Source organism: Bradyrhizobium neotropicale (assembly GCF_001641695.1).
GTDB lineage: Bacteria > Pseudomonadota > Alphaproteobacteria > Rhizobiales > Xanthobacteraceae > Bradyrhizobium > Bradyrhizobium neotropicale.
This window is the reverse complement of the sequence record NZ_LSEF01000030.1, coordinates 1-20872: the sequence shown is the minus strand read 5'-3', so window position 1 is coordinate 20872 and position 20872 is coordinate 1. Positions and strand designations below refer to the sequence as shown.

The 20872-nt window shown below is 58.4% G+C and carries 20 protein-coding genes, 1 pseudogene and 2 riboswitches; of the genes and pseudogenes, 9 read left to right on the top strand and 12 right to left on the bottom strand.

What is annotated here, in order from left to right:
- Nucleotides 1–157: 157 nt before the first annotated feature.
- The 9 genes and pseudogenes from tnpC to AXW67_RS07620 all read right to left on the bottom strand — a co-directional run bounded on the left by tnpC (nt 158) and on the right by AXW67_RS07620 (nt 6343).
- Nucleotides 158–1807 (bottom strand): IS66 family transposase, encoded by a 1650-nt coding sequence (tnpC, locus tag AXW67_RS07645; protein ID WP_063677364.1) that lies wholly within the window; start codon nt 1805–1807, stop codon nt 158–160.
- Nucleotides 1808–1879: 72 nt separating this feature from the next.
- Complete coding sequence (tnpB, locus tag AXW67_RS07640; protein WP_063677363.1) at nt 1880–2227, bottom strand: IS66 family insertion sequence element accessory protein TnpB; 348 nt, start codon at nt 2225–2227, stop codon at nt 1880–1882.
- On the bottom strand, nt 2224–2619 hold the full coding sequence (gene tnpA / locus AXW67_RS45000) for an IS66-like element accessory protein TnpA (RefSeq protein WP_082907820.1): 396 nt from the start codon (nt 2617–2619) through the stop codon (nt 2224–2226). The genes tnpB and tnpA overlap by 4 nt, the downstream gene beginning before the upstream one ends.
- 363 nt (nt 2620–2982) lie before the next feature.
- Nucleotides 2983–3381, bottom strand: coding sequence for a type II toxin-antitoxin system HicB family antitoxin (locus tag AXW67_RS07635; protein WP_063677362.1), 399 nt, complete (start codon nt 3379–3381; stop codon nt 2983–2985).
- A gap of 3 nt (nt 3382–3384) precedes the next feature.
- A pseudogene (locus AXW67_RS40305) lies at nt 3385–3564 on the bottom strand (type II toxin-antitoxin system HicA family toxin); the annotation flags it as partial.
- A gap of 226 nt (nt 3565–3790) precedes the next feature.
- Nucleotides 3791–4597, bottom strand: coding sequence for a hypothetical protein (locus AXW67_RS07630; RefSeq protein WP_063677361.1), 807 nt, complete (start codon nt 4595–4597; stop codon nt 3791–3793).
- A 435-nt stretch (nt 4598–5032) separates the two neighbouring features.
- The gene (locus tag AXW67_RS44745; protein WP_256380045.1) at nt 5033–5167 is read right to left on the bottom strand and encodes a hypothetical protein; all 135 of its coding nucleotides are present in this window, start codon (nt 5165–5167) and stop codon (nt 5033–5035) included.
- 170 nt (nt 5168–5337) lie between these two features.
- The gene (locus AXW67_RS42670) at nt 5338–5496 is read right to left on the bottom strand and encodes a hypothetical protein (RefSeq protein ID WP_161491238.1); all 159 of its coding nucleotides are present in this window, start codon (nt 5494–5496) and stop codon (nt 5338–5340) included.
- Nucleotides 5497–5836: 340 nt separating this feature from the next.
- On the bottom strand, nt 5837–6343 hold the full coding sequence (locus AXW67_RS07620; protein WP_245315461.1) for an avidin/streptavidin family protein: 507 nt from the start codon (nt 6341–6343) through the stop codon (nt 5837–5839).
- 1524 nt (nt 6344–7867) lie between these two features.
- Here AXW67_RS07620 and ehuB (AXW67_RS07615) point away from each other — a divergent pair.
- The 4 genes from ehuB (AXW67_RS07615) (at nt 7868) to AXW67_RS07600 (ending at nt 11130) form a co-directional block, all read left to right on the top strand.
- On the top strand, nt 7868–8758 hold the full coding sequence (gene ehuB / locus AXW67_RS07615) for an ectoine/hydroxyectoine ABC transporter substrate-binding protein EhuB (protein ID WP_063677358.1): 891 nt from the start codon (nt 7868–7870) through the stop codon (nt 8756–8758).
- A 284-nt stretch (nt 8759–9042) separates the two neighbouring features.
- Nucleotides 9043–9690 carry an amino acid ABC transporter permease gene (locus AXW67_RS07610; protein ID WP_063677357.1) on the top strand — a complete coding sequence of 216 codons (648 nt, stop codon included), beginning with the start codon at nt 9043–9045 and terminating at the stop codon, nt 9688–9690.
- The gene (gene ehuD / locus AXW67_RS07605) at nt 9690–10352 is read left to right on the top strand and encodes an ectoine/hydroxyectoine ABC transporter permease subunit EhuD (RefSeq protein WP_063677356.1); all 663 of its coding nucleotides are present in this window, start codon (nt 9690–9692) and stop codon (nt 10350–10352) included. Before AXW67_RS07610 ends, ehuD begins: the two co-directional genes overlap by 1 nt.
- Nucleotides 10353–10368: 16 nt before the next feature.
- Nucleotides 10369–11130, top strand: a complete 762-nt coding sequence (locus tag AXW67_RS07600) for an amino acid ABC transporter ATP-binding protein (RefSeq protein WP_063677355.1) — start codon at nt 10369–10371, stop codon at nt 11128–11130.
- Nucleotides 11131–11557: 427 nt separating this feature from the next.
- Here AXW67_RS07600 and AXW67_RS07595 read toward each other — a convergent pair whose 3' ends face one another.
- The 3 genes from AXW67_RS07595 to AXW67_RS07585 all read right to left on the bottom strand — a co-directional run bounded on the left by AXW67_RS07595 (nt 11558) and on the right by AXW67_RS07585 (nt 14987).
- Nucleotides 11558–12328, bottom strand: coding sequence for a GntR family transcriptional regulator (locus AXW67_RS07595; RefSeq protein ID WP_063677354.1), 771 nt, complete (start codon nt 12326–12328; stop codon nt 11558–11560).
- A gap of 360 nt (nt 12329–12688) precedes the next feature.
- The gene (locus tag AXW67_RS07590; protein ID WP_063677353.1) at nt 12689–13702 is read right to left on the bottom strand and encodes a succinylglutamate desuccinylase/aspartoacylase family protein; all 1014 of its coding nucleotides are present in this window, start codon (nt 13700–13702) and stop codon (nt 12689–12691) included.
- A 118-nt stretch (nt 13703–13820) separates the two neighbouring features.
- Entirely contained in the window at nt 13821–14987 is a 1167-nt protein-coding gene (locus AXW67_RS07585; RefSeq protein WP_201723647.1) for a M24 family metallopeptidase, read from the bottom strand.
- Nucleotides 14988–15286: 299 nt separating this feature from the next.
- Here AXW67_RS07585 and AXW67_RS07580 point away from each other — a divergent pair, with 299 nt between their 5' ends.
- The 5 genes from AXW67_RS07580 to AXW67_RS40300 all read left to right on the top strand — a co-directional run bounded on the left by AXW67_RS07580 (nt 15287) and on the right by AXW67_RS40300 (nt 20855).
- The gene (locus AXW67_RS07580) at nt 15287–16087 is read left to right on the top strand and encodes a maleate cis-trans isomerase family protein (RefSeq protein WP_063677351.1); all 801 of its coding nucleotides are present in this window, start codon (nt 15287–15289) and stop codon (nt 16085–16087) included.
- A gap of 155 nt (nt 16088–16242) precedes the next feature.
- Nucleotides 16243–17124 (top strand): ectoine/hydroxyectoine ABC transporter substrate-binding protein EhuB, encoded by an 882-nt coding sequence (gene ehuB / locus AXW67_RS07575; RefSeq protein WP_063677365.1) that lies wholly within the window; start codon nt 16243–16245, stop codon nt 17122–17124.
- 144 nt (nt 17125–17268) lie between these two features.
- Nucleotides 17269–18444 (top strand): trans-sulfuration enzyme family protein, encoded by a 1176-nt coding sequence (locus AXW67_RS07570; RefSeq protein WP_063677350.1) that lies wholly within the window; start codon nt 17269–17271, stop codon nt 18442–18444.
- Nucleotides 18445–18502: 58 nt separating this feature from the next.
- Nucleotides 18503–18602, top strand: a riboswitch (glycine riboswitch).
- 1 nt (nt 18603) lies between these two features.
- A riboswitch (glycine riboswitch) is annotated at nt 18604–18703 on the top strand.
- Nucleotides 18704–18737: 34 nt separating this feature from the next.
- Complete coding sequence (locus AXW67_RS07565; protein WP_063677349.1) at nt 18738–19997, top strand: D-amino acid dehydrogenase; 1260 nt, start codon at nt 18738–18740, stop codon at nt 19995–19997.
- Nucleotides 19998–20091: 94 nt separating this feature from the next.
- Nucleotides 20092–20855 (top strand): IS5 family transposase gene (locus tag AXW67_RS40300; protein WP_145927316.1). Its coding sequence is split into 2 segments (ribosomal slippage): nt 20092–20427 and nt 20430–20855, totalling 762 coding nucleotides; the frame shifts between segments, so codons are not numbered across the junction.
- Nucleotides 20856–20872: the final 17 nt, after the last annotated feature.

The window sequence follows — 20872 nt, the reverse complement described above, 5'->3', positions numbered from 1 at the left end:
GCCTTGACGCCATCTTCTCCGACGCCATTGACCCAGATGACCCCGTCCTCGATCTCCACTTCAATCGAGATGTCGCGGAGCCAATCTTCGTCTTCACCAAGGTCCTTGGCGACCTGGGTGATGGTGGTGACGTGATGGACTTTGTTGACGTGCGTGGTCATGCCGCTCGAGCGGAGAACGTTGATGCCGGGGTCCAATTCCAGGGCAGAAGCTCGTCCAGCCGATGAGCTGGGTGGGCGGCGATGCGAGCAAGGACGTCGGCCAGCCAAGCTTGCGGGTCGACGCCGTTCATTTTTGCTGTGACGATCAGGCTGTACATGGCCGCGGCGCGCCGTCCACCGCGATCAGATCCGCAGAACAGCCAGGACTTCCGGCCAAGAGCGATTCCTCGCAAGCCCCGTTCGGCGGCATTGTTGGAGAGACACACGCGTCCATCTTCCAGGAACAGCGTGAAGCTCGCCCAACGCTTCAGGATGTAGTTGAACGCCTTGGCCAGGTCATGGCCGCGAGACAGTTTGGCGAGTTGCTCGCGCATGTAGACCTGAAGGTCCCCGACCAGAGGCCGGCTCAGCGTCTGTCGCACCTGAAGGCGCTCCTCGGTGCTCTTGCCGTTGATGGAGCGTTCGATCTCGAACAGCGCATCGATCCGCCGCACGACCTCGATCGCGATCGGAGAGAGCGGGATTTCCTTTTTTCCGGCGCCCTTGCGCCGGGCATTCTCTTCGATGTCGGCCATGGCAAAGAACGGGCGCCTTCCATGCGACCAGCAGGCAGCTTCCCGGATCGGTCCGGGCTGGCGTCCCGCCAGATAGAGCTGGTTGTACCCGTCATAGGCGTCGGCCTGCAGGATGCCGGCATATCGGGCCAGATGCACCTGGGGATGCTCGCCCTTGCGGTCGCGTGAGTAATAGAACATTGCCGCCGGTGGGTCCGCGCCCCCAAACGGCCGGTCGTCCCGGGCGTAGATCCAGCACCGTCCCGTGTCGGTCTTGCCCTTGGCCAGGACCGGCACCGTCGTATCGTCAGCATGAAGGCGCTCGGCTGCCATGACATGGGCTTCCACCAGGCGCAGCAGGGGATCCAGCGAGGCACAGACCGCCCCCACGGCATCGGCCATGGTCGACAGCGCGATCGGCACCCCTTCCAGGGCGTAGCGCTCGGCCTGGCGATTGAGCGGCTGATGCTGGCCGAACTTCTCGAACATGATCATGGCCAGGAGGCTCGGGCCGGCCCATCCCCGGGCGATGGCATGGAATGGCGCCGGCGGCTGGCTGATCTTCTCGCAATCGCGGCAGGAGAACTTCTCCCGGACCGTCTCGATCACCTTCCACTGGCGCGGCACCACTTCCAGCGTGCGCGTCACGTCCTCGCCGAACTTGCGCAGGCGATTGCTGCCGCAGCATTCACACGCCGTCGGCCCGTCGATCACCAGCCGCTCCCGGGGAAGGTGCTCAGGGAAGGTCTGGCGCTCAGCGCGCTTGCGGGTAAATCCGCGCACCGTCGTCGTCTTGGCCACGGCTCGTTCCGCCGCAAGCTCGTCCTCGGTGGCGTCGGCTTCCAGCTCTTCGAACGTCAGCGCCAACTGCTCGATCAGCCGCGCCGAACGTTCCGACCGTTGCCCGTAGATCTGATGCTTCAGCTTGGCGATCTGCAGCTTCTGCTGGGCGATCAGCGCCTCGTGTTCCGACGATTTCGCGCGGGCGACCGCGAGTTCAGCCGCAATCTCCAAACCTTTCGCGCGCTCGGCCGCCAGCGCCTTCTTCAGGGCGGCAACGTCATCCGGAACAGCGTCGCGGTCAGCATCCATGCGACGCAGTGAATCACAGATTGAACGCGTTGGGACTCCTCAAAATGCAAAAAGCCGCTGCGGATTCTATGCTCAGCCCGCACTATGCGGCCGCCAACTCAGCTGCGGATTCCGCCAGTCGATCCCTTCCAGCATGTATGCCATCTGCGCCGCCGAGATCGATACCGCGCCGTTCGACGCCGAAGGCCAGATGAACTTCCCACGGTCGAGGCGCTTGGCGTAGAGCGACATGCCCAGCCCGTCGTGCCAAAGAATCTTGACCAGGTCACCGCGGCGGCCCCGGAAGATGTAGAGATCACCGGCATGGGGATCGCGCTTCAAGCTCTCCTGGACCGTAAGCGCCAAGCTTTGCATGCCGCGACGCATGTCGGTGTGGCCAGTGGCGATCCAAACCCTGACGCCGCTCGGGATTGGGATCATCGTCGTCGCAGCAGCTCAAGTACCCGCTGCAGCGCCTCGCCGTCGACGTCCCGGTCAACGCGAACGCGGCAGCCACCGCCAAGCTCGATCTCGATGATTCCAGCCCTTGCGCGCTGCGCAGGGGGTGAAGAGGCCGGTTGCGGCGTGCTGATCGATTCCGGTGCCGGCGCAGGTGTGATCTCGACAGGAACAAGAGCTGGCACGGTATCTCCGCCCAGTCGACCTTGGCGCGCCTGTCGACGCCAAGTGAACAGCAAGCTATGAGCCACCCCATGCCGGCGCGCGACGCCGCAGACCGTCTCGCCAGCCTGCAACGTCTCTTCGACAAGGCGAACCTTCTCGTCGTAACTCCATCGCCGCCGACGCTCGGCGCCCAACACATTGACCCGCATTCGCCACGTGACCTTAAAGCTAGACTTAAGGTCAAATCCTCGGGCCGCCTCTCAAACTACACAAGGCGGCCGCCGCCGGAGGGATACGAACCTGTGGGCTTACTGCAACAAGGATCCCGCCCTGTAAACAGGACCAGCGGACCAGCCGCTTACCAGCCGCGACCTCGGCTATTTTGGTTCCTTCAAGGCGGCGGAAAGCCTGGCTGCAGCACTCGGCGGCTAGGCAATCAAGGCGACGCTTGATGACATGAACACGCCAAACTCGGCTGTCGTTCTGGCGACCGCCGCTGACGGAAAAGCCGAAATTGCGGAACGCGCCCAAGAGGACAAAGAAAGGCCCCGAACGAGTTCGGATCCTTGATATTAGGCGGCTTCTGCTATGAGCCTCTTCGCCGCTTGAGTTAGAAGGCCCGATCTAGTGAAGCCGTGCGCTTCAGCGTACTTGTCGATTTGATCCAGAACGTCCTCAGGAAGAGTGACATTCACGCGTATAGCCTTTGGCTGTTCGGTTTTGACCGACACCAAAATAGCTACCCCCGTCCGGTTATCAGCATCGGCCATAACGTCCTCTAGAGCAGAGGGCTCCGGAATGGCTTCTCCATCTTCAGCAAGACCCTCGATATGAAGGGTGAGGGCTTCCTCTGCCATAGCACGAGCGTCGTCAAGGCTTTTGCCAGCAGTGATCACTCCGGGGAAGTCTGGAAATGAGACGCCGAAATCGCTGTCGGCATCCTTATGGATAAGACCAATATAGTTACGCATGGCTCTTACCTCAGTTTGAGACCTGACACTCTTAAGTGTCCCGATCGGGACATCCCGTTCGGAGTGCGGAACAGTTACGCGGCCCTTTTTGGATGGATATTTGAATTGCACATGGCTGCCTTTCCGGGCCACCTCAAACCATCCATCCCCTTGAAGGGCCGAGATAATTTCCCGGCTCTTCATGGTGTGTACTTATACACACTCTACGTACACTGTCAACATAAAGTTGACCTAGCGGTTCCGACCTCAGGACCGAAAATTCTGACGATAGCAGCCGCCTATCCAGCGACTGAAGTCCCTCTCAGTTAGACGATACGTCAGACGCTTGCCAACGCGCCCCTGACGGCAAGGTCTGCACCTTCCCCGTCCGCCGGAGTGACCGAGGCTGCTCGAACACGACTGCGCCACTTCAATAGTTGTCGAGTCGCTTGTCCGCATTCAACTTGAAATGGGACGAGCCGAAGACGGCAGGACGGGTCATCGTAACGCCGCCGAAGCTCGCTGTGACCTGGCCCGATGCCAGTTGTCCGTTCGAGTCCATTGCGGCGACGACGGAGTAGATTCGGTGGTTTTTCTCGGAACGCCACGTCTGCTGGACGACACCGGTGGTCCAGACTTCGACCTCCGGCCCGTACGAGCGGTAGGTGCAAGAGCAGTCGCCGTCCACCATCGTGGCGGTCGCCGACATCTTGAACTTGCCGACGTCGAAGCCCATTATCGCGGAAAACCGGGCTAGCCTGTATGCGAGAGCCAGATTTCCGTCTCGGTCGAACTTCAACATCGTCACCGTGTCGTCACGGCCATCGGGCTTACCGTTGACGATGTGAAGCGGTCCGGCCCAAATCATCTGGTCGGTCTTATGGGTTTTTCGATCGAACCAAGCCTGCGCCACCGGCCAGGACGCGTCGACCAAGGCGCCTGCCACCCGCTTGCCGACGGTCGACGCGGCGCCCGCGATCAAACCGCCGATAATGGGCTTGGAGAGCTTGCCGCGATCCTCAGGTACGAAATCCTCGACCCGAGCGCCCACGGTCGAAAGCTTTTGCCCCACAGCCGCGCGACCGCCGACCGAGAAACCTTCGCTCAGGGGGATTGCCGTGACCGCCAGCAGGCCAAAGAGAGCGGCGACGGTGGTCGCAGCCCGAAGGCGGCGCCTTGGGGCCGGCTGCTCGAGCACCGGTGAAGCTTCGGCGACGTTGAGCGCGGATGTGGTCATCAGAAGGATCCAGAGTTGGGTCGAAATCTAATACTCAGCGGAGCGGTATGACCGGGCGCCGCCGAAAAACCATGCATCGGCTCTTGAGCCGACGGCCCCGGTCCGACCGAACTCAACAGTCGGCCTTAATCTCAGTGACCACGTTCGCCTCCTCGACCGCTTGACCTACAACGTTCCAAAAACATTGGGCGCGGGCAGACGGGGATCAATCCTGACAGTCCGATAGATTTTTTAATTGGTCTCAAGCCTGCTCCTCTTGAAATCGGTCAGCCGTCTACCAAAGGCCGCTCACGGCGCGGTGGAGAAAGCGCGCTCTGAAGCAACTGCAGCGAGGTTCGGGAGGCGAGTTCGAACCGTACGGCGGCGCCGTGACGGGATTGCAGGTATGGGAATATCTCGCCGGGCCTTGGAAGCTTGCCGTTCGCCAAGCGACGTTCAGGCGCTTGGCTTGTCTGGTGGGAAGCCGAACATCACGGCCGGCCCCGCGAAGCCGGCGGCGTCGTGCACCTGCTCGAAGAACGCGAGCAGCGCGCTTTCGAGGCCCGCTTCGTCAGCGAGGTCCTGACGCATGACGATCTTCCCCTTCCGGATCGGAAGCATTCGCTCCTGATCGACTGCGAGTGCGACGTCCGTCGTTCCGACAAGCCTCATCTCCACCTTGCACGGAAACTTCAGGCTCAGGTGTTGGACGGCGAACGCGACCGCCGCATGGGTCTTCTCGAAGAAGATCGCTTCGAGGTTTATACGGCGGGAATGAAGCGAGTTGGCACCCACTCGGGCCGGCCGCCGCGCTCGCGCACGATCATGGTGTTGCTGGCGAGCCAGAGCTCGCCGTTCTGAAACAGCTGCGTGGCCCAGCGCAGCGGCGCCCGACCGCACCGGTACCGTTCGACAGTCATTCCGCGACGCCAAGCTCTTCGAGGCGAGGTCGGTAGAGTTGAGGCGACTGAACGGCTCTTGAATAGCACAATCGGTGTCGGTACGCGGCCAGTTTCGGCAACCACCCAATATTGAGGGCAAGAGCACGCGTGAGGACGATGAAACGTGTGGCTGGGAAAGGCGCCCTGACACTCTGCGAGGCACCCCGTATAAAATTTCAGGATATACGTCTGCGCAAGAGGGGACGAAATTCTCTCTGACGAATCGCTGCCTGCCCTCGCAATGATCTTGGCCAGTAACTCCGCGGAGGAACAGCCCACGTGACGACCCTATTCGGATCGTCACGCGACTGATCTTAAGTTATTTGCGATTCTTCGTGTTCGAGAGCTTTTCGACTGCCTCGCCCCTCAACGCTTCGCCCCCTGCGGCTGCCAATTTCGACTTATCGCCGCTTGCGAAAGTGAAAGTGTCCGCGCCGGCGCTGACGCCATTCCATGCCACAGGCTCGGCGAGCGAAAGTAGCCAAAGCCCCTGAAAGCCCGAGGCATTGTTGAGCTGTCCGGTCCACACGGTCGTCGAGCCACAGCCTGCGAAGTTGACCGCGAAGCTGATGGCTGTGCCGCTACTGGTCTGTGCAAGCCACCCCGTCATCGTCTGAGGCGCGCCTTGGTCGCAGCTGTTGGCTGCCTTGTTCGTATAGGTCCCGGAAATTGCGCCGGTGCTCTGATCGTAGCTATTTACCGTCAGCGTTGAGCCGTATTGGTTCGTCCAGGTCCAGACGGTTTGGGCATCTGCTGTCGCTGCAAATAGCAGCCACAGGCAGGCCGATAGCATCCAATGCGTCCGTTTCCAGTTTGCTTGAGACATTGCGAACTCCGTGTCGCTCCAGAAGGGTAGCGATTTGCATATAGCGCCAATTTTGCAACTTTGCAATTTATACGTGCGCTACATACTATCACTTCTGGTAGTTGATTATTTTTTCGCGTTCGCTTGGCGATTATTTGCCTTTCCCAGAACTCCGCGAAGCATGGCTGGCGCAAATTGTCTTCTCAGAGGCTTACCGTGAGGGCTCGTCACGCCTGGGAGACAGCTGCAGCTCTGGCATCATTGTCGTCCCGAGTCTGATGGACGAACCGAGCCTCTAAGTCCTAGCCATGGACCGCACTCTACTGGCCTGAGCCGCAGATTTCGGCACAAGCAAAGGGCGGGCCCGCGGACGATCGAAAACGATGAGATTGGGAACCGCCACAAGCTCTGCTCTTTCCAATAAATTCGCGACAGATCGTATCGTGACGCGTTCCGCTGGTGCGCCAACAACCCGCGACGCTAAGTCGGCGCGTCTCAAGGCCGACACTATCGTCGTGTGCGGGCGTCAAACCTGCGAACGTAAGCGGATGGCGCAAACTTTGCGTCGTTTTCGCCTCCGTTGCGCAGGAGTCCAGCAGGCCGCATCGACATAACAATCTGAGCCGGCCATCGGAATCGTATTCGCTGACCCTAACGGCTGGTCCGAGTGAAGCCGACGCGCCTGTCGGCGCTCGACCAGCGAGAACGACCATGTCTGTGCTCGGATCAGCGGGTTCAAGCCTCATCGCAGACCCACCGGAACAGCCAAAGCTTCGCTTTACGGCTCTTTAGACGCACCGAGCGCACCTCAAAGCAAGCGCATCGGCAGCATCGCGGTATGCCCGGCATAGATCTCACGAAGGTTGCGCGAGTGCCTATGGCGCAGATGTCGAATGTTGATCCGAAACCGCCAAGAACATCAGGCTTGCCGCCCGCCCGCTTGAAGGTTTGCGCCTCAGCCGCGCAAAGTCCATGGCGCGCAGCCACGTATCTACTTGTCCAAATGCGTCCTGCCGCCACTGCCCGGCCGTGCAATGTCAGATCCGGGTGCCTTTCACAACTCGACATACGCCAGCCCAAAGCCGTCGCGTTGCCTCGAATTCTTGGCGATGCAGTTGCACTTGAGGCCCCCTTCGCCCGCGAGCTCGTGGCGGCTCCTGAGAAATGTTGAAGCATCCTTTGTTTAGGACAGGGCATGCCCTTCATCGGACGGAGTTGAGCAAACTTCGATTGCGACTTTGTTCGTGCCGGCCCGTCCGCGGACCGTCGATTCCCAAGGCGCCGAAAGGAGCGAGCGACGAGAACTGCACGCATCCGTCTTCTGGCGGCGAAGTTGGCTATGGCGGTGTTTTTGAGGATCTCGGGAGCACCACCGGGATGACGCAGGTGGGCAGCATTCGGAAGACTGACCGTTCGCACCTATGTCCAGGCAACCCGCCGCGAGCCCCCGCCGGATCGATGTCACCGGCGACTTTCATTGCCCATTTGACAATGGGTCATACCTAGTATACCTAATGGACCAGCCTAAGAGCTGAGAGACTAGGGATGGAAAACTATAGGATCGGAAGAAGGGCTGTATTGGCGGGCGCGCTATCTCTCGCGCTTGCGGCATCGGTTCCCAACGAGGGTGCAGCCGAGACACTCGCCAATCGCGTTCAGAACAACGCAACGATCACGGTCGGCATATATAACGTCGCGCCGTGGGGATATAAGAACGAAGATGGCTCCATATCCGGAATCCACCCTGACTTGCTCAGAGCCGTTCTTGGGTCACTTGGAATCAGCAACATTGAATTCGCAATCGTCGAATTTCCTGCGTTGATCCCCAGTCTCGTGTCCAAGCGCATCGACATCGTCGCAACTGGCATGGCGATCACGCCCGTACGATGCCAGCAGGTCATATTCACCGAACCCGATCTGGCTATTGGCGATGCGCTTGTGGTTCTTCCGGGCAATCCGAAAACCCTTCACAGTTACACCGATATTGCCAATAACCCTGACCTGCGCATTGGAGGCGCCCGCGGGACCACCAACGTTGAAAACGCCTTCAAGGCAGGCATCCCAAGAGACAGGATCCTTCAATTTGACGGCGGCAAATCGATCATTGCGGCGCTATTCGCCGGTCGGATTGACGCCATTGCCTGGTCTGTTCCCACTGCGATCAACGCGCTGAAGGACCCCGCCGTCCAAGGTAAGGTCGAGCGTGCTCTTCCATTCAAAGGCGTCGTTGAAAACGGCCGCGAGTCAGCCTTTTACACCGCCATGGTGTTCAGGCCGGAAGATAAAGAGCTGCGCGACCGATACAATGAAAGTTTTGCAACCCTGAAGTCTACCGGAACAATTAAGCAGATCATGGCCAAGTACGACTTCACCGACACGGAGTTGGTCCCTGCTGGACTCACGGCTAAGGACCTATGCGGTGACCATTATCGGTAGAGATAGCTCCGTTCATCCCATCGGCTTCGCGAGCCGGGCCTTGGTGCGACCAGCAAATTCTCTACCAAATATCCGTGCTGCAGCTCATCGGTTGGCATAGCTCGGATATGCGCGACAACTGGCCTTAGGGAGGACCCGCAACCGCCGGCGAGGCGCACCAGCACTCGGCTCTCACATTGTGAGTTGCTGAGCGCGACTAAAGACAGCGCTCGCTTCAAGCACATGGGCTACGCAACGAACATAAGTGTCCGAGATCGACAGACACGTGAACGGGAGCGGGACTGGTGAGCTTTTTCGCAATACTTCGATCAATCTACGAGGGCTTTGGCATAACCGCGGCCGTCGCCACCCTCGGGCTTTTCTTTGCCATACCATTCGCGGTGATTGCGGGCGTTCTGCAGCATTTTGCGACCGGACCATTGCGCTGGATTGTCACCGCCATAATCGAATTTTGGCGAAGCTCATCCGTCATCGTCCTTCTCTACGCCTTTTACTACACGCTGCCTGCTTTCGGGATCTTTCTTTCGGGTATCACTGTCGGAGCCATGGTGCTTGGATTCAACATTGGCGGATATGGTAGCCAGTCGGTCCGCGCCGCGCTCCAGTCGCTCAATAAGGGCCAGCGAGAAGCCGGTCTGGCCCTTGGACTAAGTCGCTTCGACGTACTTCGCTTGATCGAACTACCCCAGGCGATTACCGCGATGTTTCCGACCTTCATCAATCAGGCCATCCAGCTCATCAAGGGCACCACTCTGGTCTCCCTTATTGCGCTGACCGACATGACATTCCGGGCGAAGCAGATTTCCGAGCTTGGGTATAATCCCGTCGGTATCTACTCAGCTTTGGCTCTTTCGTACCTGATCCTTTGCTACCCGGTCACCATCTTCGGTCGCAAAGTCGAACGGCGATTTGCCACGCGAAAGGCCCGCTAATGAATTTCAATTTTTCTTTCGCAATCGAGATCGTCCCCCGCGTGCTTGAAGGGATCGGCAATACGGTGATGATCGCGATCATCAGCTTCATTGGAGCAGCTGCTCTTGGGCTGTTCTGGGAACTGCTTCGACGATCCCACGCCACTATCCGGCCGGTGATCCAATTCGTCATTGACGCGATTCGATCGACGCCCGCACTTGTACAGATTTATTTTCTTTTCTTTGTACTCCCCTATTACGGTTTGACGCTCCCGGCCCTCCTCGTCGGCTCGTTCGGACTGAGCTTCTACTATTCTGGATATATGTCTGAAGTGTTCAAGGCAGGAATCGATGCCGTCCCTGCCGGGCAAAGCGAAGCGGCTCAGAGCCTTGGGCTCAGCTGGGCTGACATGATCAGGTTCGTTATTCTTCCACAAATGCTGCGGAACGTCGCTGCGCCGCTCGGCGCCTATTCGATTTCAATTTTGAAATCGACACCGCTGCTGGCTGTCATCTCCGTGCCGGAATTGCTCGGAAGCGCGCTGGACGTTGCATCCGATACATATCGCTACGCCGAACCCATGTTCGACGTCGGCGTCCTTTTCCTAGCGATGTCCCTGGTTGCGGTGGCCGGCATTACTCAGCTCGAGCGCCGACTCGGATTGACAGCTCCCTCTCACTAAAGTCTTGGAGAAACAGATGGCGGTTCAAATGAACTCCTCTTCCGACAATGCTGCGGTAACGATGGAGCAGCTTTGCAAGTGGTATGGATCGTTCCAGGTCCTTCACAATGTGGATTTGTCCGTTGCGGTTGGAGAGCGGATTGTCGTTTGCGGCCCATCCGGATCCGGAAAGTCGACACTCGTCCGATGCATCAACCAGTTAGAGACACACGAAAAGGGCCGCCTCATCGTGAACGGTGTCGAGCTGTACAAGGGGATGAGGGGCTTGGCCGAGCTACGACGCGATGTTGGGATGGTGTTTCAGCAATTCAACCTGTTTCCACACCTGACGGTCCTGGATAACTGCACACTGGCACTCGTTCGAGCACGAAAACTGCCAAGAGACCAGGCCGAGGAAATTGCGATGGAGAACCTCAAGAAAGTCCGCATTCCTGAGCAGGCTCATAAGTTCCCGACGCAGCTCTCGGGCGGCCAGCAGCAGCGTGTCGCCATCGCGCGAGCATTGTGCATGAAGCCAAAGCTTATGCTGTTTGATGAGCCTACATCGGCGCTGGATCCAGAGATGATCAAAGAGGTCCTTGATGTTATGACCGAGCTCGCGAGGGACGGTATGACAATGATTTGTGTGACTCACGAAATGGGGTTCGCGCGTGAGGTTGCCGACCGGATTATCTTTATGGACTCAGGCAGAATCATCGAGCAAGCCGCGCCCTCCAAGTTCTTCAAGAACCCCGAACATCCCCGGGCGCAGCAATTCCTCGGTCAGATGCTGCACTGAACCTCAAGCTCCTGGTTAGAACGCAAGCTCCGTCATGGCGAGGCTCAGGCGCAAATTGTAGGGCCGACAGTCGCAGTGCATGACCCCGCTCCTCGAGCAGATTGAGCTGTCGAGCTCGAGCGCCGAAGCAGTAGCGGGCGATGACAAGATCGACGCGGCTCGGGCCACGCCCCTTCGCGACACGCGCTATTGCCGAGTCCCCTAAGGGCTTTCACAGGCCTATGCTGCGCAAGCGCCTGGCTACGCACTAACCCGCTTGATCCTCGCTGTTGAGACATCTCGATCCAGACCAGCTTACAAGGTCACGGGAATCGCCGCTCTATAGTCGACCGCCGATCAGCTGCCGTCAAAATGGCACTCTGCTCGTTTCGGGATGCGGCTCAGTCGGATACCGGACGTCCGCGGCTTTCGTCGAATGCTGAGGTTGTCAGGCGCGATGCTTCGAAGAAGCGATGCTAGTGCTGCCTGGACGCGAGGCGCGTCCATTGCGCGCCGGGAAGCTGACAGAACACGAAAGACGGTCGAATGGAGCTTGAAGGACGCCATAGATCGAGATGTCCGCCGTGTCCGTGCTGAACTTGTAAAAGCGTCGAAGGATTGGGTATCCAGTCGGAATACCAAATACGTCTTCGACCTGGCCAGTGGCCGGAGCGGCGTCAATGATGAGATCTGTATTTGTCACAAGGATATTGTGACGGCGTAGCGCTTCAGTGACCAACCGCTCGGAAAACTCATCGACGATCTCATCGGCGACGTCTGCCGACAAATATGTCGAGTCGTATAGGAATGGCATATCATCGATAAATATGGTCTTGCGGACGCATAGCATTGCTGCCCTCGGAGGACTGAAGGTAAGCATAACGGGATCTGCAATCTTCTCACGGGTAACCGAAAGTAATTGCATTGTGGTCCCCTCAAAAGAGGGCGCCGTCATATCCAGCTTGCGCAGAATCCTGGTCTGCTTTTTGACGTAGGTACCTTTTCCGGCAACTGAGACAATCATGCCGGCAGCTTGAAGATCGCGAAGAGCCCGTTTGATCGTAATGAGGCTGACGCCGAATTCCTCCCCAAGCATCGCGGTGGAGGGAATCGGAGCATCCGGCTGATATGTCCCATTGGAAATGCGCTTGAGAATTTCCTCACGCACCGTGACGTGGAGCGATGAGGTTGGGCGCAGACGAGAGGGTGCTACCGACATTTCGATTCAATCTCGCTCTGGCCGAAGGGCCTGTGTATCCCGATTGGCGCCAAGGGACATTCGCCCTGATGACCTCGATCGCACATCCAGGCGCCCTGACGCGAACGGGCATGTCTCGCCTGCCATGGCATACCTAGTATGCTTGCCATCACATGTCAACTTTCGTGCCTCAAAGCGCGCCATAGTGGCCGAAGATGGGGCAGGTTCCCGATCTCCGCTCATTCGAGATGAAGGCGAACCGGCTTGCTTCGATCTCGCATACGACGGGAGCGAGGGGGCGCCGCACGGTCTTAAACCGCAACGGCAACGTCCCTCATTGTCCTTCATCGCCTCAAAATGGGCGCGGTCGCCTTCGGACTATCAAGCCGCCTCTCCCATTACCGACATTAGGCCGAAGAGAGCATCGCCAGTGTGAGTTAAGGTCGGAAAGCGGCGGTAAGCAACCAGACCTGAGGCCGAGAATTTTAGTTCGACCGGTTCGGCAACGGCGATACTCAACGGATAGACACAGCCGGCCGGCTGGTTCGCCTTTACCTCATCGCCGGGCTTGACGAACGGCTCGAACAGGCCATCGCAAGGCGCGTAGATGGAGTTGTGCGGGCTTTGATACTTGAGGATCACGGAAGAGCCTGCCTCGATCGTGCCCACGGCTGGAACGATTCCATAATCGTGCAGAACCCTCTTCAGACCGCGCTCTGCGATCCCGAGACCACGTTCTGAGAGAGTGGCCCCAAAGCCCAGCTCCGTTGTCAGGGCGGGAATTCCGTGTTGCTCAGCGGCGGCGTAGAGGGTTGATCCGGCGCCTGCCCCTGCCCCATCCGTGATCGCTCCATACGGCGCACCAAAGCTTTTTAGAAGTCGCAAGATCGCGGTGGCCTCAGTGTCATTTCGACCGGGCCTCGCCAGCGCAACTGGCAAATAGTCGAGCGAGCGGCCTCCCGAATGAAGATCGATGACGAGATCTGCCAAAGGAAACAGTTCTGACGTCACATAATGGGCGATCATTGCGGTTGGTCCACCATCCGCATCGCCCGGAAACGCACGGTTCAGATTTCCCTCATCCAGCGGCGAATTCCGGCGGCCGGCGCTGACGGCGGGCCAATTTAGAGCAGGAAGGATGATGACACGACCGCGCAGATTTGCACAGGATGACAATTCCCGGGCAAGGTTACGCAATGCAATTTGCCCCTCGTACTCGTCGCCGTGCGTTCCCGCCGTCAAGAGTGCCGTTGGTCCGTTGCCGCCGTTGAAACAGAGTATGGGAACCGGTATCCAGCCGTAAGCGGATGTGTCCGACGAATATGGGACGCGAGCATAGTCGGCCTGCATTCCGATGGCCGAGAAATCGATCTTACTCCAGACGCGGCTTTTCATTACGTACCTGATTAGTAGATGATCAAACTACGTCGGTCATGACGTCTGAGGAGAAGGGCATCGGCAACGATGTCTTGTTTTTCTGCACGAATGCCTTCCGAACCCGGCCTGGACACTTTCACAGATCGACGATGGGTAACCGCTCAGGTGCGATGTCGCTGAGAAATTCAGGACCGGTTTTTGTAACTCGGAAGACTTCTTCGGTCTGGTATACGCCTCCAGCCATCTCAAGCTTGGGCTCGAGATGTAAGACCATGTCTTCCAGAATGATCTCGCTCGATCCGGCCATCAGTGATGGCGGCTCAGTCAAGGCAATACCTGAGCCGTGGCCGACACGGCCCGCCGCTGTGAGGCGAGACAGGTTGCGCTCTGACCAGAGCTCCTCAAACAGGCGATAGACCTTTTCGCCTGTCATGCCTGGCCTTATTTTTTCCGCCAATCGGAGCGTCACGCTTCTAACGAACCCATAGAGGTTTTCCTGCTCAGGCGTCGCCTTACCGACCTTGGCGACCCGATCCAGATCACTGATCTGATCAGCACGGCGGGCGCCCATGTCGACCCAGATGAAATTGCCGTGAGCAAGACGGAAATCATAGTTGGGTTGCGCGTAGCTCTTTCCTGCGGGATCGAAGCGGACGGGAAGCCAATCGACGCTATCGGCTCCTAATCCAATCATTCGCTGCTTAAGCAGCTGGCCGAACTCATATTCGTTCATGCCGATGCGCAGATCGGCGAGGCCAGCGAAGAAGCTCTCCGTTGCAATACGACAAACCTCGCGCTTGGTATCCAGTTCGTGCCGGCTCTTGATGAGACGCTGCCGCCAGATCAAGTCGGCCTGGTCCGAAAGGCGGAAGTTGCGCGGCGTCGCCCTCAAGTAGTCGATAAGTGCGATTGACCCGCGCCCGAACATGTCGAGCCCATAATCAAATCCAACGGCAGCGCCGGCTGGTAGATTACTGAGAAACTCGCCTGCCGCGGATACGGCAACGTCCGTATAGCCATGATAGTAGAGCGGCTGAACATGGCAGTTCGGCCACGCTTGCGTGTTGCGCTCCTCCGAACTGTTGATGATGATCGCGATGCCGGCGCGATCACGTCGCGCGATCGCCAACAAGGGCCTCGTATCCGAGGTCCAGAACAGCGTTCTGAATCCGGAGTAATATTCGAAATTCAGGCGGGACGTCAGAACCATGGCATCGATGCGCGCGTCTGCCATGTTGGCGCGTAAGCGCTCAATGCGCTCTCCGATCTCCGCTTCACCTGGCCATAGGGGCGGCATCGCCATGTTTTTCTCCATCGCCCAATTGCATTTCCATGAGGCAGACTTCGCCGCATTTGACGGCCGGGGGCGCACGTTTCGGCGAGACGCTCGGAAATGCCACCGCCCGGATCCTGGCGAAGATCATCTTCACATACCTCATATACCTACTATGTCAATATTATCTTGACATACCGGATATACCAGGCGTATCAGATTTACGGTGGTCGCTGACTACCCCAGGAACGCAGCCGTAAGCTTGGGAGGGCCTTCAGCGGGCGACATCCGTAAGCTGCGGTCGCATTAAGCTGCCCGAGAGGACTCAAATGGTTGGGACCAAGGACGCGGGTGCCAGGAAGTGGTCAAAAGCACCCTATGAAGTCGATGGAGGCATCGGCACAAAAGCGCACATTGGCATGATCGTGATGGATAACGATCAAACCCTGTCACATGAAGCGCGAGCCATGCTCACCCTGCCCGGCGTAGCCTTATATGAGAGTCGAATCTCGACGCCCGGCAATACTGCAGCGTCGCTTTCGGTCGACCTACTGAAGGATGCGTTCTCCGGACTTGACGAAGCGCTGGCGCAGATCAACTCCAGGCGAACTTCGGACGTTGTTGCCCTGGGCTGCACCTCGGCAGCTATGATCATCGGCCCGCAAGAGCTGCAGCGCAGGGTGCAAGCCGTTCACCCCAAGGCTCAGGTCGTCGATCCGTTTTCGGGAATCGTGGGCGCTTTGCGGAGTCTCAATGCAAAACGCATCGGTTATGTCTCGCCCTATCCGCGAGACGTTGCGGAAAAAATGATTTCCGCAATTGAGGCCGAGGGCTTCTCGGTACCTGCTGCGGCCGAATTCTATAAAGACGGCGGCGTGGTCCGGTTCGATTCACCTTTCATTTCGGCAGAAAGCATCAAGAGCTCGGTGCGCGATCTGGCCGCCGAAGATGGGGTCGACACTATCATCGTCTCTTGTACCCAGATGCGCGCCGCAGCGGTCATCGAGCCACTGGAAGCCGAGACCGGCAAGAATATCATTACCTCCAATCAAGCCCTTTGCTGGCAAGCCCTTCGGCTTGCCGGTTACAACGAAAGCGTTAAGGGCTGGGGTAAGTTGTTTACGCTCTGAGGTAAGTCCCTCTGGGGCAAGGCCGCCCCACCGCAGGCGTTCCGGAACAGAAGTCGGGATGCGAGAAATTATAGCGCAGGCTATCTTTTGAAGAATCCAAAAAGACCAGCTTAAAGAAAATGCTGGCGCAACAGCTTCAACCGAGGGGAATTATCATGAAACTCGCGACCATGACCCGCAACGTCGCACTTCTGGCAGCTTCGGTGCTTTCCGTGACTCTCCTGGGCTCGCCCGCTCTTTCGCAGACTTTGAAAGAAAAAGTTGCATCCGAAGGCAAGCTCACGATTGGTGTCTACAACGCTTGGCCAGATGGCTTCGTCAAGGACGGAGAAATCGCCGGTACCCAGCCGGAGATTTTACGCGAGGTTGCGAAATCGCTTGGACTCAAAACGATTGAGTTCCAGGCCATGGATTTTGGCGCGCTGATTCCGAGTTTGATGGCGAAGCGAATCGATGTCATTGCCGGCGGCATGTACGTAACGCCCAATCGATGCAAGCAGGTTGCCTTCTCAAATCCGGTCGGCGGGCCCCGAGGCAACGCCATTCTGGTGAAAGCTGGCAATCCGCTGAGCATTCACAGCTACCAGGACATGGCCGAGAACTCGAAAATCCGGGTCGGCAATTTGCGCGGCGCAGCATCGCTGGAATACATGGCGGCGGCTGGCGTGCCTAAGGAGCGAATTCAGTTGTTCCCGGACCACCCGACTGGATTGGCAGCGCTGCTCGCCGGACGGGTCGACATGCTCATCAATGCTTCAGGGGCGATTGTCGGCAGCTTGAGGGATCCTAACGTCAAGGGATTGGAGCGTGCAGAACCGTTCAAGGAGGTCGTGGATGGCAAGGAGATGATCCACTACTCGTCCTTCGCATTTCGACCTGAAGACAAAGAATTCCGTGACTTGATCGATCAAAGCCTCACCGAGAAAAATCGAGAGGGCGTTGTCGCTAAAACAATCATGAGCTACGGTTTTCCCGAGCGTGATGCAACGCCCACCGGCGTTACGGCGAAAGAGCTTTGCGGAAGTGATTACCACTAAACCACGCTGGCAGCCCCACACTATTGCCGCCCGTCATCAGTCCGCATATCGCCGTCGTGTTCTCTTCGACTGGCGATCTATCACGGCCGGGAGACATCCCGATCGTCCGGCAGCAAAGCAGAAGCGTAGAATCCTTAGGTCGCCATGAACACCAGCTCAAACAACAACGACACGTTGTGCGTTGTACCACCAGCAGCTTCGCTCGAGGGGTTCGCCAGCCTCACGGTTCCTGTTTATCGAGCCTCAACAATTGTTTTCCCAAATGCCGCTGCCTATCGCGCACGCGCGGCGCGGTCGCCGGACGGCTATACTTATGGATTGGCTGGAACTCCCACAACACGAACTCTGGAAAGCCAACTAGCCGAAATTCATTCCGCCGCCCGTTCAATTATTGTGCCTTCGGGGCAAGCGGCGATCACCACCGTCATGCTCGCGCTGCTAAAGCGCGGCGACCATGTGTTGATCACGGACAACGTCTATCCTCCGGTGAAGCTATTCGCACGGACCATCCTTCATTCGTTCGGCGTAGACGTTGAGTACTTTGATCCGACGCGTCTTGCCGACCTGGACGCCAAGATTCGAGCCGGCGCAACGAAGCTTGTTTGGGTTGAGTCGCCAGGCTCAACGACAATGGAAATCTGCGATATCCCCGCGATCGCAGCCAGGTGCAGAAAATCTGGTGCCCTTCTGGGATGCGACAATACCTGGGCGACGGGTTTGCTTTGCAAACCTCTGAGCCTGGGCGTAGATATCGTTGCCGAAGCTATCACCAAATACGCAGGCGGCCACTCCGATATCCTTCTCGGCGCGATCATTCTTGATGACCTTGATCTCTACGCGCGATTTCGGGGCGCTTTGGGAGCGCTGGGCGTGGGTACATCCCCTGATGATTGCTCGCACGCATTGCGCGGCATCCAGACAATGGCTCTTCGAATAAGGCACGCCGGCGCGTTGAGCGAGCAATTCGCACAACGCCTGGAAGCTTCAGGTTTTAAGGTCTTGCATCCATGTCTTCCTTCGTTCTCTGGGCATGCTTTATGGCGGCGCGATTTCGCGGGTTGCTCCGGTGTTTTCAGCCTCCTGCTGGAGGGCGTGGATACCGGTAAGGTCGACCGCGCTCTGGACCAGCTGAGAACGTTCGCCATAGGTGCTTCTTGGGGAGGGACGCGAAGCATTGTCGCGCCTATGGTCGTTGCAGGCGAGCGGCACGCAATGCCTGAGAGGGAGGACGTAAGCTATATTCGACTTAGCATTGGCCTGGAGAGCGCTGAAGATCTTTGGCGCGACATTGAGAGAATGTCGGATGTTCTGCTTGGCTGATGCCATATCTGTGAACCACGAAAGCCAAGCCTGACGGCTTGGCGTACCGCTAGCAATTTTGGGATGAGCGGGAGAGACCGTTTCTGCTTCAGGACAGGAACGGCGCCGACGGAGCAACCGCCCCGGAAACTCTCAGGCAAAAGTACCGCTTTTTTCTATTTGAACTCTGAAAAGCAGGACGGCAGTTCTGCGCCGATGGTGAAAGTCGCGGCCCAAATGAGTGGCGCGATGAAGCTCTCAGGCCAATGACAGAGGGGGTGCCAATCACCCGCATTGCGCGGGAAGGAGCACCTATGAGCACTTCCAATACGTCACGAGTCGCCATCATCGGCGCGGGAATTACCGGCATCACGACCGCCTACAACCTCGCCAGGCGCGGCTGCCAGGTAACGGTCTTTGACCGTCAGCCCTACGCCGCAATGGAAACTTCCTTCGCCAATGGCGGGCAGCTGTCGGCCTCAAATGCCGAGGTCTGGAACAGCTGGGCCACGGTCCTAAAGGGCATCAAGTGGATATTCACGCCGGGAGCCCCGCTTCTCGTCAATCCCAAGCCGTCCTGGCACAAGCTATCGTGGATGGCCGAGTTCGTTGCCTCGATCCCCAAATACGAGGAGAATACACTCACGACCGCGCGTCTTGCGATCGAGGCCCGAGCCCATCTGATGCGCATGGCGCAAGAGGAAGACATCGCGTTCGATTGCGAGAAACGCGGGATCCTTCATTTTTATCACAGTAAGGCGGAATTCGAGGCGGCTCGCAGGGTCTCGGCTTTGCTTGCCACGGGCGGCCTTGAGCGCCGAACCGTTACGCCGGAGGAAATCCGCGCGATCGAGCCTTCGCTGAAGGGTGATTTCTACGGAGGCTTTTACACGCCATCGGACTTCACCGGTGACATCCACAAATTCACCGTCGGGCTGGCCCGCGCCTGTGAGCGACGGGGCGTGACGATGCGCTGGTCAAGTGAGGTTCAGTCGGTTGAGCGTGGCACCGGCGAGGCAATCGGCGTGAATTGGAAGCCAACGGAAGGAGCCCTCCAGGACAGCATGCTGCGAGAAGATTTCGACCGGATCGTGGTCTGCGGAGGGGTGATGTCCCGCCCGATCGCGGCCAGTCTCGGCGACCGCATCAATGTTTATCCGGTGAAAGGATACTCGATCACGCTCCACCTTTCCGAAGAATCAGACCAAATGGCCGCACCGTGGACGAGTCTACTCGACGACCGGGCCAAGATCGTGACCAGCCGGCTTGGGCCGAACCGCTTTCGCGTGGCGGGAACGGCCGAATTCAACGGCTACAACAAAGACATTCGAACGGCGCGGATCGAGCCACTCGTTCAGTGGTGCCGAAAGCACTTCCCGGGCATGAGCACGCGCCAAGCCGTCCCCTGGGCAGGTCTACGGCCGATGATGCCCGATATGCTGCCGCGGGTCATGCGGGGTCGAGATCCGCGCGTCTTCTACAACACCGGACATGGTCATCTCGGTTGGACCTTGTCAGCTGCGACGGCCGATGCCGTCGCAGCTCTCGTTACGGCAAGGCAGAACGCCGGCTGACGAGGCGAAGCATAAACTCCCCTAGGCGGTGTGGACTCTAAGGATTCCCTTTTGAGAGCAAATCAGATTCAAGGCTTCTTTTTGGGAGGCGGCCTTGGGTGTGATGGATCGTTTGGTGTTGAGCGACGCGGCCTGGGAGCGCATGGCGCCGCTGATCATAGGCCGGCCCGACCAGAAGGGTTCGACCGGGCGGGACAACCGGATGTTCGTGGAAGGTGTGCTCTGGATCGTGCGTACAGGCTCTCCCTGGCGCGACCTTCCGGAGGCGTTCGGAGACTGGAACAGCGTATTCCGGCGCTTCAGTCGATGGAGCATCAAGGGTGTTTGGTGGCGGATCTTCGAGGCGATGTCTGATGATCCAGACTTCGAATATCTGATCGTCGATTCCACCATCGTCCGGGCGCATCAGCACGCCGCCGGGGCGAAAAAAGGGGGTCTGAAGATCAGGCGCTTGGCCGCTCGCGCGGCGGCCTGAGCACGAAGATACATATGGCCGTTCGCGGCTTGGGGTGTCCTGTACGGTTCACGCTCACCGCAGGCCAGAAGGGCGATGCACCACAGGCCGCCGCATTGATCGAGGGACTGCCGGCCGAGGTCGTCATCGCCGATACAGCCTATGACGCCGATCATTTGCGCCAAGACATCGCCGCCAAAAAGGCGCTCGCCGTCATCCCCAACAACCCGTCACGCGCCCTCAAATATCCGCTCGACAAACATCTCTATGCCCAGCGCCATCTCGTGGAATGCTGCTTCTCCAAACTCAAGCAGTTCCGCCGCGTCGCTACCCGCTTCGAAAAGACCGCCCGAAATTACCGAGCCGTCGTCACTCTCGCTGCCATCGTCCTATGGATGCGATAAGTGTCCACACCGCCTAG

Excerpts from the sequence above, each read along its gene's own strand:
- tnpA (WP_082907820.1), bottom strand. The coding sequence starts at position 2,619 with ATGCGGGTCAATGTGTTGGGCGCCGAGCGTCGGCGGCGATGGAGTTAC.
- ehuD (WP_063677356.1), top strand. The coding sequence starts at position 9,690 with ATGAATTTCAATTTTTCTTTCGCAATCGAGATCGTCCCCCGCGTGCTT.
- AXW67_RS44745 (WP_256380045.1), bottom strand. The coding sequence starts at position 5,167 with ATGCGTCAGGACCTCGCTGACGAAGCGGGCCTCGAAAGCGCGCTGCTC.
- AXW67_RS07600 (WP_063677355.1), top strand. The coding sequence starts at position 10,369 with ATGGCGGTTCAAATGAACTCCTCTTCCGACAATGCTGCGGTAACGATG.
- AXW67_RS07630 (WP_063677361.1), bottom strand. The coding sequence starts at position 4,597 with ATGACCACATCCGCGCTCAACGTCGCCGAAGCTTCACCGGTGCTCGAG.
- tnpB (WP_063677363.1), bottom strand. The coding sequence starts at position 2,227 with ATGATCCCAATCCCGAGCGGCGTCAGGGTTTGGATCGCCACTGGCCAC.
- AXW67_RS07620 (WP_245315461.1), bottom strand. The coding sequence starts at position 6,343 with ATGTCTCAAGCAAACTGGAAACGGACGCATTGGATGCTATCGGCCTGC.
- AXW67_RS07565 (WP_063677349.1), top strand. The coding sequence starts at position 18,738 with ATGAGCACTTCCAATACGTCACGAGTCGCCATCATCGGCGCGGGAATT.
- AXW67_RS07635 (WP_063677362.1), bottom strand. The coding sequence starts at position 3,381 with ATGCGTAACTATATTGGTCTTATCCATAAGGATGCCGACAGCGATTTC.
- AXW67_RS07595 (WP_063677354.1), bottom strand. The coding sequence starts at position 12,328 with ATGTCGGTAGCACCCTCTCGTCTGCGCCCAACCTCATCGCTCCACGTC.
- ehuB (WP_063677358.1), top strand. The coding sequence starts at position 7,868 with ATGGAAAACTATAGGATCGGAAGAAGGGCTGTATTGGCGGGCGCGCTA.
- AXW67_RS42670 (WP_161491238.1), bottom strand. The coding sequence starts at position 5,496 with ATGACTGTCGAACGGTACCGGTGCGGTCGGGCGCCGCTGCGCTGGGCC.
- ehuB (WP_063677365.1), top strand. The coding sequence starts at position 16,243 with ATGAAACTCGCGACCATGACCCGCAACGTCGCACTTCTGGCAGCTTCG.
- AXW67_RS07570 (WP_063677350.1), top strand. The coding sequence starts at position 17,269 with ATGAACACCAGCTCAAACAACAACGACACGTTGTGCGTTGTACCACCA.
- AXW67_RS07590 (WP_063677353.1), bottom strand. The coding sequence starts at position 13,702 with ATGAAAAGCCGCGTCTGGAGTAAGATCGATTTCTCGGCCATCGGAATG.
- AXW67_RS07585 (WP_201723647.1), bottom strand. The coding sequence starts at position 14,987 with ATGGCGATGCCGCCCCTATGGCCAGGTGAAGCGGAGATCGGAGAGCGC.
- AXW67_RS07580 (WP_063677351.1), top strand. The coding sequence starts at position 15,287 with ATGGTTGGGACCAAGGACGCGGGTGCCAGGAAGTGGTCAAAAGCACCC.
- tnpC (WP_063677364.1), bottom strand. The coding sequence starts at position 1,807 with ATGGATGCTGACCGCGACGCTGTTCCGGATGACGTTGCCGCCCTGAAG.